Source organism: Mesorhizobium sp. AD1-1 (genome assembly GCF_020164655.1).
GTDB classification, from domain to species: domain Bacteria; phylum Pseudomonadota; class Alphaproteobacteria; order Rhizobiales; family Rhizobiaceae; genus Mesorhizobium; species Mesorhizobium ciceri.
In genome coordinates this window covers 1-14,346 of record NZ_JAIUGP010000001.1, presented here as the reverse complement: position 1 = coordinate 14,346, position 14,346 = coordinate 1, and the positions used below count along the sequence as shown (strand labels likewise).

Here is a 14,346-nt window from a genome sequence, read left to right as displayed (position 1 = left end):
CGGCCCAAGCGACGTTGAGCCGGCTGAACTGCTTCAGTCTTAGTTTCCAGCCATCGCCTTCAGATTGGCGGCGTAGGCGTCGACGTCATCCTTGCCGATGATCTTGGTCGGGATGATGATGAGGTTGCCTTCCGGGATGCCCGACTTGTCGCCCTTGAGATAGGCCGCCATCAGCTTCATGCCCTGATAGGCCCATTCGAAGGGCTGCTGCACGACGGTGGCGGCAATGGTGCCTTCCTTGACGCCGCCCAGCGTGATCGGATCGTCATCGAAGCCGACGACGGTGATCGAGCCGAGCTTGCCGGCGTCGCGCAGCGCTTCATAGATGCGCGGCGTGTTGTAGGAATAGAAGCCGACCATGCAGGTGACGTCGGGGCTGGCGACCAGCGCGTCCTCGACGTTCTTCTTGGCGCGCGCCTGGTCGATGTCGTCGCCGCGCACGTCGATCAGCTCGATCTTGGTGCCGGCGAGGCCGTCCTTCATGCCCTGGATGCGTTCCTTGGCATTGTCGGCGCCGAGCAGGCCGACGAAGCCGAGGCACTTGCCGCCATTGGGCATCGCCTTCTTGGCGATTTCGGCCGCCTGCTTGCCGGCATCGACGTTGGACGAGCCGATATAGGCGACGCGCTTGGTCTGCGGGGCGTCCGAGTCGGTGGTGAACAGCGCCGTTTCCGAAGCGATCTTGTTGAGGCCATCGGTCGAGGTCTTGGGATCGACGGCCGAGACCATGATGCCCTTGACGCCGGCGGTCACCAGATCGTCCATCAGCCGCTGCTGGATGGCGACCGAGGACTGCTCGGGATATTTGAGCTCGAGCGTATAGTCGGGCAGTTCGCCCTGCGCCTTCTTGACGCCGGCTTCGGCGGCCTTCCAGAAATCGGAAGCGCCGTTGACCACGAAGGCCAGCGTCGGCTTGTCGTCGGCGCGCGCGATTGCCGTGGCCGACAGGCCAAGCAGCAGCGCGGTCGCGGCTACGGATGCATTGCGTATCAAGGATTTCATGTTCAACCTCCCGTTTGGCTCAGTCGTTGGACCGGCCGATCTTGCACTGACCTGATTTGCCGTTTGCAGCGTGGACGCCCTCCTCCTCAAAGGGGTTCCCGGCACCGAAAGAATGGCGTCGTTCCAGCCACGACAGCGACCTTAGAGACTCATCCTTCATTCGTAAATAGTCCGATTTGTCTGACATATCACATATCCGAGACAAGGCTTGCGGAGATAGGATCCGCTCGCCACCGGGCCATTTTTCGTACTCTCCCGCCGCCCCGGACGTGACCGGCCGGATGCGACGATTGACGGTACAGCGCATTTTTGTATTAGTAAACAGTATTAGTTCCGAGCCAATGCCAGCGGTTTCGCGGTGTGCCCGCCGGCATGCCGCCCTCACCGCTGGGCCGCCGCCCAGGCCTTTTGTTAATTGAGCTTTCGCTTGTATGGAGATGCGTGGCGGATGGACCTCCGGCATACTAATAGTTATAAACGAGCTTGACGTTATTCCGATAAATCGACGGCGTCACGCCACCTTGCCGGCCTGACCGGCCAGCCAGACTGGGATTTGCCATGAGCGAGACGACGGATCGGGCCAGCGACACGGCCAGGCGGCGCAAGGCGCCGGCCAAGGGCGCCAAGGGCCGCGTCACCATGATCGATATCGCCAGGGCCGCCGGCTGCTCGCAGGCGACCGTGTCCTTCGTGCTCAACAATTCGCCAGGGATCAAGCTGTCGCAGCAGACCCGCGAACGGGTGATCGAGGCCGCACGGACGCTTGGCTACACCGCGCCCGCTTTCGAGGCGCTTCACCCGCCACTGCCGGCCTTCGAAGGGCTGGACGGGGTGATCGGCTTTGCCGTCGACCAGCTCGCCACCAGCCCCGAAGCCGTGGTCGCCATCGAGGGCGCGCGCCAGGCCTCGTGGAATGCCGGCAACGTGCTTCTGGTGGCGCAGACGCTGGGCGATTCCGTCATGGAGCCGCGCGCCATTTCAGCGCTGACCAAGCGGGGCATTTCGGCGCTGATCTACATGACCATCTTCACCCGCGAGATCACAGCGCCCGACTATCTCTACGGCCTCGACATCCCGGTGATCCTGCTCAACTGCTACACGGCGGACTACGCCTTCCCGTCCGTGGTGCCGAGCGAGATCGCCGGCGGCCAGAGCTCGACCCGCCATTTGATCAGCCACGGCCACCGCCGCATCGCCACCATCACCGGCGAGCCGTGGATGCAGGCGGCACAGGACCGGCTGAAGGGCTACCGCCGCGCGCTCGCCACGGCCGACATCCCGTTCGATCCCGAGCTGGTGGTCGAGGGCGACTGGTCGGCCAGCGCCGGCTATGCCGCCACCGTCAAGCTGCTGGCGCTCAGGGATAAGCCCACCGCCATCTTCTGCCAGAACGACCGCACCGCGATCGGCTGCTACGAAGCGCTGAAGGAAGCCGGCCTGCACATTCCGCAAGACATTTCCGTGGTCGGCTACGACGACGAGGAAATCGCCCGGCATCTGTTCCCGCCGCTGACCACCTCGATCCTGCCGCACATGGCGATGGGCCAATGGGCGATCGAACAGCTGGAAGCGCCGGCGGCGCCTGGACGGGGGCGGTATCCGATCACGAAGCTGGAGTGCCCGCTGGTGGAACGGGAGAGTGTGCGGGGGGTGGTAGGGTAACGCGACTCGGCGGGCCCGCGCTGGCTTACCTTCGACCGTTAGGGAAACCTGACCAGTGGGACGAAGAGCTGATGGCGGCAATGCAGACAATTCTTGCGCGGAAGGGGGTCAAGGTCGAAGCCCGAGACATTCATTCCATTGGTGCAACAGACCGGCACGGTTGCGAATTTGGGGTTGGACACGCCGTGCCGGCCAGTGCTGGACACCCCAGCCCGATTACGCTACCGGCACAACAGGAATCCAGCAATTAAGCCTGATGGTCTAGATCGCGAGTGCAGAGCCTGTTCTCGCGCTTCAGGGAGCCCTTTTACCACGGGCATTACTTCTCCTCCGGGTAGTCCAGCAGCTTCGCATGGCGATGCATTTCTTCGCACCCGTCCGACAAGGCCGGGCTTGAACCATTCCGCCTTGTCTTTCTTCAGGCCTTCGGCACTGGTCCGCTAACCTTGCCCTGCACGCGGTCCCACAGGCAGTTGCGTCTGCCGAACTTGAAATTGACGTTGGCGGTGCCGACTTGCGGAATCGGCTGTCGTTTCCTGGAGAAAGCAAAAAGCCCGCCACCTTTCGGCAGCGGGCTTTCCAAAACTGTAACTCTCGTGGTTAATCGATAATCCCGGATGAGCTGGGCGAAGCCGTCACTGACGACAGTCGCTCACGCTTCGTGAAAACGGGCTTCTGATAGATTTTCTTCATCGACATTCCCCTTTGCCAATAATGTGTCACTCTTTGCCTTCCGCCGGGCAGCGTGTCAATCGCGCAACAAAATGCCGCCACCTTTCGGCAGCAGGCCGGTCACGGCGGTATGTCGATGGCCATCACCGCCTCCACGGAAGGAACGCTGATGGCATTCCAACTTGCCCATCGTTTTCGGATGATTAACAAAAAGGGCAATTATGTAACTGACAAACCCGGCTCTTATTGGCGCTGGCTGTCAGGAAAGATCTGCCTGCGCCTTGCCCTTGCCGATAACCTTTGCTTGCCTACTGTCCCGACCATGAGAGGAGGCAAACATGGAACGGCTTTACCCGGTAGCTCTCGTGACGCTGTTTTGTAGCTTGATGATATTCGGAATGGCGGTGACGGTCGCGAGAACCCACAAGAAGACTGGCATACTGGCGCCCGCAATGACCGGCGACCCGCTCCTTGAACGAACCATCCGGGCACATGCCAACGCGGTGGAATGGTTTCCTATCTTTATGCCGTCGATGTGGCTGTTCGCGATCTACTGGAATGCCGCGTGGGCTTCCGGCCTTGGGCTGCTCTGGATGATAGGTCGGATTGCATATTTCGTAGGGTATCGCACCGCGCCCTTGAAGCGCTATCCCGGCTTCTTCGTCCAGTCGATTGCAGCCTTCGCGCTGCTTTTTGGCGCTCTGGGCCGGATCATCTATCTGATGCTCTAGGCGCTCCCCAGCCGCGGGAGAACGGCACGGTACCTCATAAGCGGAGATAGGGCGCACTCCCTCCGATCGGTGTCGGGTCGGTAACATTGCTGGACGCGTTCGAGGGGCGCCAAATGCTCATCGCCTACTATTACATGTGGTTCGACGGCCGGCCGGCAGCCGAGCAATGAGGGGTGCACCTTCTTCACGACGCAGGTGGCCCATTCGCGGGCTCGCGACACCCTCGCCGCCGAACGCTGGCGGTTGCCCTGGCTGGCGGTTGAGAAGAATTATGCCTTTGAAGGGCTGAAGGGCCGCGTGAGCCTGCTCGACCGCAAAGCTGCCCACGACAAACGCAGTGCCCCGAAACGGTCCCTACACGATCGGACTGCATGGAGTTTGGACCCCTGAGGAAGCGGGCGCGAGGCGAAAGTCCTGCTGGGTCAGGTCGCCAGAGGCGGCAACCCCGCCGAGGAGCGCAAGCTCGATCGCGAGGCGATCACCGTCAAGGAACTCTGCACCCGTTACCTCGAAGATCTCAAGAATGGGCTCGTGCTCGGCAAACGAGGACGGCCAAAGAAGCCCACGACAATCTCCACCGATGTCGGGCGCGTCGAGCGCCACATCGTTCCGCTACTGGGCAGTCGACGGGTGCGGGATTTGGCCAAGTCCGACGTAACCCAAGCCATGAAGGACATCATGGCGGGCAAGACACGTGCGAACGTCAAGACGGACAAATTGCGTGGCCGAGCAATCGTGCGCGGCGGAGCCGGCACGGCAGCTCGAACGATCGGTCTCTTCGGCGGCATTCTCAGCTATGCGGTTGAACTCGGCATCATCGAGCAGAATCCCGTGCATGGCGTTCGCAAGCCGAAGGACAAGATAAACGCCCGACGCCTGAGCGAGCAGGAGTATCGCACGCTCGGCGATATTCTGAAGAAGGCGGTCGAGGACGGGCAATATGAGACCACCGCGGAAATGATCCGGGTGATCGCCTTAACGGGATGCCGACGCAGCGAGGTTATCGGACTACGATGCGGCGAAATCGATGTTGAGGGCAGTTGCCTGCGCCTGACCGACAGCAAGGAGGGAGCCTCGGTGCGTCCGATCGGTCTGCCGGTCCTGGAATACCTTGAGGATCGCCGCGAAGAGGAACAGCGTGCCGAAGACTATGTCTTTCCCGGCTGGGAGGATGACACGGCATTCGGGAGCTTCCCCAGGCACTGGACGAAGCTACTCGAGAAGACCGACCTGGCCGGCATCACACCCCACGTTCTGCGGCACAGCTTCGCCAGCATTGCCAATGACCTAGGCTTCACCGAGGCGACGATCGCCGCCTTGGTCGGTCATGCCCGAGGGACGGTGACTAGCCGTTACATTCACAGCCACACCTCCTATGCGCTCGATCGGGATTCCAGGAAGTCAGCGCTTGCGCATTTTCTGGGACAGACCACAGCCGTGGAGGAAGGTGTTTGTGACGCGGCATAAGCCCGCGTGCTTCAGCGCATCCTGCCGATCTTCTTGCGCAGCCAGCCGGAGCCAATTTCGGCCAGCAGGACGAGCGCGACGATGACCAGCAGAATGGCGGCGACGCGCGTGCTTTCCATCTGCTGGGTTGTGCGCTTGAGGTACCAGCCCATGCCGCCGCCGCCGAAGAATCCCACCACCGTGGCGGCACGGAAGGCGACATCCCAGGTGTAGATGGCGATGCCGGTGAAGGCGACACGGATCTGCGGGATGACGGCGTATTGGAATACCTGCAGCGGGCTGGCGCCAACGGAGCGCAGGGCATCGACTGGGCCCATGTCGATCGCCTCCAGTTCGTCGGAAAACAGCTTGCCGGCAAACCCTATGCAGAACACGGTGAGCGCCAGCGTGCCAGCCAGCATACCGAAGCCGAGCACGGTGACGAAGAGGATCGTCCAGATCGTCTCGTGGATTGAACGGCTAGCCATGATGGCGAAGCGGCCGAACGGATAGGCGATACGTTTCGAGACAGTGATGTTGCGTGCCGCGAGCCATGCCAGCGGGACCGAGCAGACGACACCGAAGAAGCCGCCGAGCAGCGACATTTCCAGTGTGCGAATGACTGATTGCACGAATTCACCATCCGAGATGTAGCCGATATCCGGGGGAAAATAGCGAGTGGCGAGAATCTGCGCGAGGCGGGGGAATGCGCCAAAAATGCGCGAAAGGTCGATGTTGAGGAAGGCGATCGACCAGCCGAGGAAGGCAAGGATCGCCAGGACGACCGCAAAGCGGATGGTCGATTCCGGGTGCCGATAGCGCGACCATTCACGCTTTGGCGCCGGGATGGAGCGGATGTCGGCAGCGGTCATGGACATCTTAACTCCTCAGATCACAGCTTTGCGGGCGTAGTGGGAGACGATCTCGCCGATGGCGATCAGCACCAGCACCGCCAGAACGACAAGCGTCACGCCGCCATAGTTGAACATCGCCATCTGGCGGAAGAAGACGAGGCCAAGCCCGCCTGCTCCGACCAGACCCATGATGGCCGAGCGGCGGATGTTGATATCCCACTCGAAGATGATGGTGCCGATGATGACCGGCAGGATCTGCGGCACGATGCCGTAATACATGACCTGGAACTGGCTGCCGCCGACCGCTCGGATCGCCTCGACCGGCTTGGGGTCGATGTTCTCGATCGCCTCGGCGATGATCTTGGAGATGAAGCCGATCGAGCGCATGGCGACAGCCAGGATGCCCGGCAGTGCGCCGAGCCCAACGGCGCCAACGAACAGCAGCGCCCAGATGATCTCGTGGATCGAGCGGCTAAGCACCATCAGCAGGCGGCCGATCGGATACGAGATGTATCTGTTCGGCGTCACATTGGCGGCGCCGAACCAGGCGACCGGCAGCGAGAAAACACAGCCAAGGATGGTGCCGAGTGTCGCCATCATCAGCGTTTCAAGCGCCGGCACGACGAGCTTGGGCAGCAGCGACCAGTCGATCTGCAGGAACCGCGCCAGCGTACCGCCGATGCCCAGCGTGCCGCCCATACGCGCCCAGTCGGTATCGACCATGATGGTGTCCCAGAAGCACCAGGCGAGAAGGCCGGCGCCGCCGGCGACGAGCAGCCAGTTGTTGACGCGGCGGCTGCGCTTGTGGGCACGCCAGGCATCGAACCCGTGCTCGGAAACCGGCGTGGCGATGCTCATCACAGCACCTCCATGGCGTAGATCTCGTCGAGGTCCTGCTTGCGCATGCCTTTCGCCGGGCCGTCGAATTTCTTACAGCCGTCCTGCATGCCGATGATGCGGTTGCAGGTTTCGAGCGCCAGTTGCACATCGTGGATATTGCACAGCACCGGTATCTTGAACTCGCTGGCTAGCTCACGAATTAGGCCCATGACATCGCGCGATATTTTGGGGTCGAGCGCCGAAGTCGGCTCGTCAAGCAGCAGGATCTCCGGCTTCTGCATCAGTGCGCGGGCGATGCCGACACGCTGGCGCTGGCCGCCGGATAAGGCGTCGGCGCGCTTGTCGACATGATCCTGAAGGCCGACGCGTTCGAGCAGATGCAGTGCCCCGTCGATGTCGTCCTTGGGGAACGCCTTGAAGAAGCTGCGGACGGGACCCGTGTAGCCGAGCCGGCCGGACAGCACGTTGTCCATTACCGACATGCGGTTCACCAGGTTGAATTCCTGGAAGATCATGCCGATGCGGCGACGCAGACGGCGCAGATCGCCGCCATCGAGTTGCCGAACCGGCTGGCCGAACAAAACAATGTCGCCCTCGGTCGGCTCGACCAGTCGGTTGATGCAGCGGATCAGGGTGGACTTTCCAGCGCCGCTTGGCCCAATGACCGCGCAGAAATCATCGCAGCCGACCTCGAAATCGATACCTTTCAGGATCTGGGGTCCATTCGCCCCATACCTGACCTTGAGACCACGCACTTCGAGGATCGACATGGCGTCCGCCCGGTTGACCGCAGGGCCGCGCGGTGCGCGGCCCTCGGCTATCATGGTTTCGTGTCTCACTTGCCGGCGGCCTTCTCGGCTTCGACGAACTTGCGAATGATATCGTAATCGCTGTCCTTCATCGCCACGAATTTGGTCGAATGGATGCCGTCGAAGAAAGGCTTGGAGGCCGGATCCTCGTTCAGAGTCAGGAAGGCGTCGCGGATCTGAGCCTTGAGCGGCTCGCACAGCTTGCCGTCGTAGACCATCGGGTCCTGCGGGATGAGATCCGACGTCCACAACACCTTGTAGTCTTCCGGTTTGGCCAGACCCCGGTCGATGACATTGTCAAGCCGGTGCGTGGCGACGAAAGCGGCGTCGACGCGACCTTCCTCGACCGCGAGTGCCGACTGGTCGTGCCCCCCGGTGTAGACCACTTTCGAAAAATACTTCTCGAGGTCTGGACCGACTCCGACCTTTTCGCCAAATACCATGCGCGGCAGAAGGTTACCGGAGGTGCTGGCCGGATCTGCGAGGCCAAGAACGCTGCCCTTCAGACTTTCGATGCTGTCGAACTTGGAACCGGTCTTGACCACGAGGACGGCACGGTAGCCCGGGCCTTCCTCCTGGAAATGTCCCTTGGCCTTCGTATAGGTGGCGAAGACTTCGAGCGCCGGATCCTTTTCCTTGGCCAGGACATAGGAATTTGGCCCGTGCACACCAATCTGCACCCAGCCGTTGACCATGCCTTCGATCACCGAGGCGTAGGATGTCGGCATGAAGAATTCGACGCTCTTGCCGGTCTTTTCCTTCAACTTGTCGATCAGGGGCTTGTAGATATCGAGTTCCTGCGTCGTCTCCTCGGTCGGGATGATCGAGAACACCAGCGAATCCGGATTCTTGCACTCCTCGGCGGCTTGAGCACCGGCGTTGTATGCAATGAGAGCGCCTACCGTCATCAGGCTGGCGATTGTGCGTTTGAAAATGGTCATAAGTTCCTCCCTTTTGAACCTTTTCGACGAGGTGACGCGCAGGGGACACCCGCACGCACTACCCCGAAACTTCCGTTATGCGACAGTCATGCGAAGCTTCTCGTTGGTGTCGGCGGCTGCAAGGATGCTCTCTTTTTTGCCGATGAAATTCTGGCCGCGCTCGCCGTCAAAGGCGATGTCGATCAACTCGCGCCATTCGGCGTCGTCAATGCCGTAGTGGCGGTAGTCGGTGGCGACGCCGAGCTTGCTGAGGAACGTCGTCAGCCCGTCGGCGGCGGCGCGTGCTTCCTCGCCGAAGATCGCCTTGAGACCCTCCGCGCAGATGCCGCCCTCCCCGGCGACGCTGCGGATGATCATCGGCAGTGAGAACGAACAGGCGATGCCGTGCGGCACGCCATGGCGCAGCGTGATCGGATAGGACAGCGAATGCGCGATCGCGGTCTTGGTGTTGGAAAAGGCAAATCCCGCAAGCGTGGCAGCGCGCGCCATGCGTTCTCTCAGTGCGGGATTGCGCAGGTCGTCGGCGAGCAACGGCAAGGTGGCGAGGACACCACGCGCGGCTGCGATTGCATGCGCCATCGAGACGGGGTTGGCGCTGCGGTTCCAAAGGCTTTCCAGCGAATGCGACAGCGCGTCGAGACCGGTCTGGATGGTCAGATCACGCGGCTTGCCGAGCATCAGATCGGGATCGACCAGGGACAACTCCGGATAGAGGCCGAGATGCGCGAGCGAGAACTTCACGCCGCCCGCATTGTCCCATACCGTGCCCCAGCAGGTGACCTCACTTCCGGTTCCAGCGGTCGTCGGCACCGCTATCAGCGGCCAGGGGCTGATCGTCTCGGCGCCGGCCCGCTTCTTGAGATAGGCATCCATGACGGCAAAATCGCCACGCGCCGCCGCGAAGACCTTGGCCGAGTCGATGACCGAACCGCCGCCGAGTGCGACGACCACTTCCGGCTCGGCGCCGAGACCGGCGAAACGCGCTGTCTGTGGCTCGAGTTGTGCGATGTCGGGATTGGGAGCGATGTCGTCGATGACCAGGACCGGCTTGCCCGCCTTGGCTTCGAGTTCGGCCGAGAGCGTGCGGAAATAGGGTTCGCCGTAGGTGACAAGGGCGTAGCGGCGACCGCCAATGGCGTCCGACAGCCGGGAAAAGCTGCCCCGGCCAAAGCGAACGTCAACGGGATTACGATATGACCACACGGCAGAATTCCTGTCCTGATATTGTTAGGCAGGCGAACTCTGTCGAACTTTCGATCCATTGACTAATACAAATTTATCTCGTTTATCATAGGCTGTGGCTATAGCATTCACCCAACTCAGGTCATTCCATGCGGTTGCCGAAAATCGCGGCTTCACGGCTGGAGCCGATGCGTTGCACATCAGCCAACCGACAGTCACTACGCAGGTCAAGGAACTGGAAGAGCGTTACGGCGTCGAACTCCTTGTGCGGCGCGGCAGGCGTGTCGAACTGAGTGAAACCGGCGCTGCGTTGTTTGATATCAGCCGGCGCATCATGAGCCTGCATGAGGAGGCCGAGGAGCTTCTACTCAGCAGCGGACGGCTGACCACCGGTCAATTGCGGCTCGCCGCCGTCGGGCCTTTCCACGCCACCGAGATGGTGGCACGCTTCCTTGCGAAATATCCGGCGATCAAGGTGAGCATGCTGCTCGGCAACTCGGATCAGACTTTGCAACGGATTCTCGAATTGGAGTCCGACGTCGCCATCCTCGCTCACGTCGTCGACGATCCGCGCGTCTATTCGGTTCCCTTCAGCACCCACGACGTCGTGGTTTTCGTGAACACGGACCATCCCTGGCACGGGCGCGAAAATGTCGCTATCGGCGAGCTGGCGGACCAGCCGCTGATCCTGCGCGAAACCGGCTCGACAACGCGGCGCGCCTTCGAGCGCGCGGCGGAGAGAGCAAATGTCGTCATCAAGCCGCTGCTGGAGATCGGCAGTCGCGAAGGCGTCTGGAAGGCCGTCGAAATGGGGCTGGGCATCGGTGTCGTTGCCGATTTCGAGTTCGTCGCCCATCCCCGTCTTCGCACGATCCGGATCGGCGACGCCACAGTGCAGACCGAGTATCGGCTTGCCTGTCTCATGGAGCGAAGGCATTCGCCCAAGATCGAGGCGTTCATGCAGTCGGTGCTTATTAAAAGTAGCCGGGCCGTCCCCCATCCATAGGTCTGGCCTATGGTTTCATTGAAACTATCAAATTGACGAATAGCCGGATCGGACTATGACCTTCCCTGTCGAAGGGAGCCGACTATGCATTTTTCGGTCATTCTGTTGCATCTGGCCGGCGCCACCATGCTTCTGTTGTTTGCCGTGCACACGGTGCGCACCGGCATGGAGCGCGCTTATGGCGACACGCTCCGAACCCTGCTGAGAGAAGCCAAGCGCGGCCGGATCAAGGCGACAGTTGGCGGATTGGCGATGGCAGTGTTGCTGCAGAGTTCCACCGCCGTAGCCATGCTTGCCTGCGGTTTCGCCGCCAGCGGCGTGCTGGCGCTTTCGACCGGCCTTGCGCTGCTGCTCGGCGCCGATCTCGGCTCGGCGCTCGTGGTGCGCATCCTGTCCTTCGATCTCAGTTGGCTGGCACCGGTCTGCCTGTTTGTCGGCGGCGTGATGCACCTGAAATTCTCGGGCCAGAAAGTTCGGGAAACCGGCCGCATGGTGCTCGGCGTCGGCTTCGTGCTTTTGTCACTGCAGCTCATCGGCGCCGCCACCGGCCCCCTGCGCAACGGCGCCATGCTGCCGTCTTTGTCGGGCTATCTTGCCGACGACTATCTGACCGCGTTTTTGATCGGTGCGGTGTTCACCTGGCTGGTCCATTCCAGCGTCGCGGCGATCCTGATGGTGGTCGCCTTCGTCGCGCAAGGCTTGCTGCCGCTGGAGGCTGGTGTGCCGCTTATATTGGGTGCCAATCTCGGCGGCGGCCTCATCGCATTCTGGCTGTCGCGCGGCATGCCTGTCGCCGCCCAGCGCATTCCGGTCGGCAATCTGATCTTCCGTGCGACGGGGGCTGTCGTCGGACTCATTGCAATCGAGACGGTTGGCCTTCCGGTTTCGGCGCTAGGCACCAATCCCGGTGCCGCTCTGGTCAATTTCCATCTCTGTTTCAATGCCGCTCTGGTTGTCGCCAGCCTACCGTTCTGCGGCGCGATGGACAAATTGATCCGACGCCTGCTCCCCGATGCTCCGGACAAGCAGACCGAGAACGATCTGCTCAAACACCGCAGCAGCGCGCTCGACAAGAGCGTGGTCGACACGCCAAGACTTGCGCTGGCCAGCGCGACGCGCGAGTTGCTGCGCATGGGCGAACTGGTCGAGATCATTGTGCGCCCGGTGATGGATCTGTTGCGCACCGGCGCGGCTGCCGAGATCGCGCAGGTCCGTGACGTCGACGAGGCGGTCAATCAGGCTCACACCGACATCAAGCTCTACCTGGCGGAAGTCAATCGGGGAGAGATGACTGCCGGAGAGGCGCGACGCAGCATCGAACTCACCGACTTCGCCATCAATCTCGAACATGCCGGCGACATAATAGCCAAGAACCTTCTGGTGCTGGCGGCCGAGCGCGCGGAAAGCCAAATGCGCTTTTCCAATGAAGGCTGGACCGAACTCACCGAATTGCATGGGCGGCTGATGGAGAACATGCATCTGGCCCTCAACGTGCTCGTATCGCAGGACCTGTCGTCGGCCCGCCAGCTTGTCGTCGAGAAGGAAAAGATGCGTACGCTCGAACGCCGCAGCCATGACCGCCACCTGAAGCGGCTGCAATCGGGAACACCCGAAAGCATCGAGACCAGCGGTTTGCATCTCGAATTCGCGCGCGGCTTGAAGGAGATCAATTCGCTGCTGGTGACCGTTGCCTACCCTATCCTGACCGAGAGTGGTGACCTTCTGCAAAGCAGGCTGGCGAAGGTCGGTCAGTCATAGCTTTTGTCTATGCTTTCAATTCAGAATAACGATTTTTAAAATAGATTGGAATGGTCCAAGACTGTCTCCGAAACCGAAACAAGGCGCAGCGGTCGGATACTTCCCATCCGCTCGAACCAGGGAAAGCTCCTGTGATGAACCAGATGTCTCCCATCAACGTCGCGGTCAACGGCCGCACCTATGCCTGGCCGCGCGTGCCGGCGATCGCCATCTGCCTTGACGGCTGCGAGCCGGCCTATCTCGACGAGGCGATCGAGGCCGGGCTGATGCCGGCTCTGGTCAGGATCAAAGAGAAGGGCACGGTGCGCTTTGCGCATTCGGTCATCCCGAGCTTCACCAACCCCAACAATCTGTCGATCGCCACCGGCCGGCCGCCGTCGGTGCATGGCATTTGCGGTAATTATCTCTATGAGCGCGAGACCGGCAAGGAAGTGATGATGAACGACCCGCGCTTCCTGCGCGCGCCGACCATCTTCCAGGCCTTCTACGATGCCGGCGCCAAGGTCGCCGTGGTCACCGCCAAGGACAAGCTGCGTGCCTTGCTTGGCAAGGGCCTCGCCTTCGATGAAGGCCGCGCGCTGTGCTTCTCGGCTGAAAAATCCGACACCACCAGCAAGGCCGAGCACGGCATCGACAATGCCTCGAAGCACTTTGGGCTGCCGGTGCCGGAGGTCTATTCGGCAGAATTGTCGGAGTTCGTCTTCGCCGCCGGCGTCCAGTTGCTGAAGGAATTCCGCCCCGACATCATGTACCTGACGACCACCGACTATGTGCAGCACAAATATGCGCCCGGCGTGCCGCAGGCCAACGCCTTCTACGAGATGTTCGACAAATACCTGACCGAGCTCGATGCGCTGGGCGCGGCGATCGTCGTGACCGCCGACCATGGCATGAAGCCCAAGCACAAGGCGGACGGTTCGCCTGATGTCGTCTATGTCCAGGACCTTCTCGACGAGTGGCTGGGCAAGGACGCCGCCCGCGTCATCCTGCCGATCACCGACCCCTATGTCGTGCATCATGGCGCGCTCGGCTCGTTTGCCACCGCCTATCTGCCTGATGGCGCAGACCAGGCCGGCATCATGGCGCGGTTGGCCAAGATCGATGGCATCATGCTGGTCGTCGACAGCCCGACCGCCTGCGAGCGCTTCGAACTGCCGGCCGATCGCATCGGCGACATCGTGCTGATCTCGACCGAGAACAAGACGATCGGCACCTCGGAACATCGCCATGACCTGGCGGCTCTGAACGAGCCGCTACGGTCGCATGGCGGGCTGACCGAGCAGGAGGTGCCGTTCATCGTCAATCGTGTGCTGCCGGAATTGCCGAACGAGCCGACGCTGCGCAATTTCGATGCCTTCTATTACGCGACGATGGCGGCGGCGCTGGCGGGCTGAGCCAATGTCGACCCCCACTCCGCCGAGCTACGCTCGGCACCTCTCCCCC

General features: G+C 61.6%; 12 protein-coding genes and 2 pseudogenes. 8 read left to right on the top strand and 6 right to left on the bottom strand.

The annotated features are described in order from the left end of the window. Positions 1–39 precede the first annotated feature (39 nt). Positions 40–1,002, bottom strand: coding sequence for a sugar-binding protein (locus LB519_RS00075; RefSeq protein ID WP_013528381.1), 963 nt, complete (start codon positions 1,000–1,002; stop codon positions 40–42). A 558-nt stretch (positions 1,003–1,560) separates the two neighbouring features. Between LB519_RS00075 and LB519_RS00070 the strand changes: the two genes are divergently transcribed. From LB519_RS00070 to LB519_RS00045, 5 genes and pseudogenes are all read left to right on the top strand, one after another. Further along, positions 1,561–2,664, top strand: coding sequence for a LacI family DNA-binding transcriptional regulator (locus tag LB519_RS00070; RefSeq protein ID WP_224618251.1), 1,104 nt, complete (start codon positions 1,561–1,563; stop codon positions 2,662–2,664). An 808-nt stretch (positions 2,665–3,472) separates the two neighbouring features. Next, the gene (locus LB519_RS00065) at positions 3,473–3,718 is read left to right on the top strand and encodes a hypothetical protein (protein ID WP_127223424.1); all 246 of its coding nucleotides are present in this window, start codon (positions 3,473–3,475) and stop codon (positions 3,716–3,718) included. Further along, positions 3,675–4,067: an MAPEG family protein gene (locus LB519_RS00060; protein ID WP_013528384.1), complete on the top strand. Its 393-nt coding sequence runs from the start codon at positions 3,675–3,677 to the stop codon at positions 4,065–4,067. Before LB519_RS00065 ends, LB519_RS00060 begins: the two co-directional genes overlap by 44 nt. Positions 4,068–4,265: 198 nt before the next feature. Further along, a pseudogene (locus LB519_RS00050) lies at positions 4,266–4,379 on the top strand (DUF899 family protein); the annotation flags it as partial. A gap of 31 nt (positions 4,380–4,410) precedes the next feature. Continuing rightward, positions 4,411–5,534 (top strand): annotated as a pseudogene (locus LB519_RS00045) (tyrosine-type recombinase/integrase); the annotation flags it as partial. 11 nt (positions 5,535–5,545) lie between these two features. Here the strand turns inward: LB519_RS00045 and phnE (LB519_RS00040) are convergent. From phnE (LB519_RS00040) to LB519_RS00020, 5 genes are all read right to left on the bottom strand, one after another. Then, positions 5,546–6,391 carry a phosphonate ABC transporter, permease protein PhnE gene (gene phnE, locus LB519_RS00040; RefSeq protein WP_224618248.1) on the bottom strand — a complete coding sequence of 282 codons (846 nt, stop codon included), beginning with the start codon at positions 6,389–6,391 and terminating at the stop codon, positions 5,546–5,548. Positions 6,392–6,400: 9 nt separating this feature from the next. Further along, positions 6,401–7,225 (bottom strand): phosphonate ABC transporter, permease protein PhnE, encoded by an 825-nt coding sequence (gene phnE / locus LB519_RS00035; protein ID WP_224618246.1) that lies wholly within the window; start codon positions 7,223–7,225, stop codon positions 6,401–6,403. Next, positions 7,225–8,046, bottom strand: a complete 822-nt coding sequence (phnC, locus tag LB519_RS00030; protein WP_224618244.1) for a phosphonate ABC transporter ATP-binding protein — start codon at positions 8,044–8,046, stop codon at positions 7,225–7,227. The genes phnE (LB519_RS00035) and phnC overlap by 1 nt, the downstream gene beginning before the upstream one ends. Next, the gene (locus LB519_RS00025) at positions 8,043–8,957 is read right to left on the bottom strand and encodes a phosphate/phosphite/phosphonate ABC transporter substrate-binding protein (RefSeq protein ID WP_224618242.1); all 915 of its coding nucleotides are present in this window, start codon (positions 8,955–8,957) and stop codon (positions 8,043–8,045) included. Before LB519_RS00025 ends, phnC begins: the two co-directional genes overlap by 4 nt. Positions 8,958–9,032: 75 nt before the next feature. Next, positions 9,033–10,160 carry a phosphonoacetaldehyde reductase gene (locus LB519_RS00020; protein WP_224618241.1) on the bottom strand — a complete coding sequence of 376 codons (1,128 nt, stop codon included), beginning with the start codon at positions 10,158–10,160 and terminating at the stop codon, positions 9,033–9,035. 94 nt (positions 10,161–10,254) lie between these two features. Here LB519_RS00020 and LB519_RS00015 point away from each other — a divergent pair, with 94 nt between their 5' ends. From LB519_RS00015 to phnA, 3 genes are all read left to right on the top strand, one after another. After that, complete coding sequence (locus LB519_RS00015; RefSeq protein WP_224618239.1) at positions 10,255–11,145, top strand: LysR substrate-binding domain-containing protein; 891 nt, start codon at positions 10,255–10,257, stop codon at positions 11,143–11,145. Positions 11,146–11,229: 84 nt separating this feature from the next. Next, entirely contained in the window at positions 11,230–12,903 is a 1,674-nt protein-coding gene (locus LB519_RS00010) for a Na/Pi cotransporter family protein (protein ID WP_224618238.1), read from the top strand. A 134-nt stretch (positions 12,904–13,037) separates the two neighbouring features. Then, entirely contained in the window at positions 13,038–14,297 is a 1,260-nt protein-coding gene (phnA, locus tag LB519_RS00005; RefSeq protein ID WP_224618236.1) for a phosphonoacetate hydrolase, read from the top strand. Positions 14,298–14,346: the final 49 nt, after the last annotated feature.

Bases quoted from the DNA above. Each gene is read 5' to 3' on its own strand.
- LB519_RS00075 (WP_013528381.1), bottom strand. From the start codon at position 1,002: ATGAAATCCTTGATACGCAATGCATCCGTAGCCGCGACCGCGCTGCTG.
- LB519_RS00070 (WP_224618251.1), top strand. From the start codon at position 1,561: ATGAGCGAGACGACGGATCGGGCCAGCGACACGGCCAGGCGGCGCAAG.
- LB519_RS00065 (WP_127223424.1), top strand. From the start codon at position 3,473: ATGGCCATCACCGCCTCCACGGAAGGAACGCTGATGGCATTCCAACTT.
- LB519_RS00060 (WP_013528384.1), top strand. From the start codon at position 3,675: ATGGAACGGCTTTACCCGGTAGCTCTCGTGACGCTGTTTTGTAGCTTG.
- phnE (WP_224618248.1), bottom strand. From the start codon at position 6,391: ATGTCCATGACCGCTGCCGACATCCGCTCCATCCCGGCGCCAAAGCGT.
- phnE (WP_224618246.1), bottom strand. From the start codon at position 7,225: ATGAGCATCGCCACGCCGGTTTCCGAGCACGGGTTCGATGCCTGGCGT.
- LB519_RS00025 (WP_224618242.1), bottom strand. From the start codon at position 8,957: ATGACCATTTTCAAACGCACAATCGCCAGCCTGATGACGGTAGGCGCT.
- LB519_RS00010 (WP_224618238.1), top strand. From the start codon at position 11,230: ATGCATTTTTCGGTCATTCTGTTGCATCTGGCCGGCGCCACCATGCTT.
- phnA (WP_224618236.1), top strand. From the start codon at position 13,038: ATGAACCAGATGTCTCCCATCAACGTCGCGGTCAACGGCCGCACCTAT.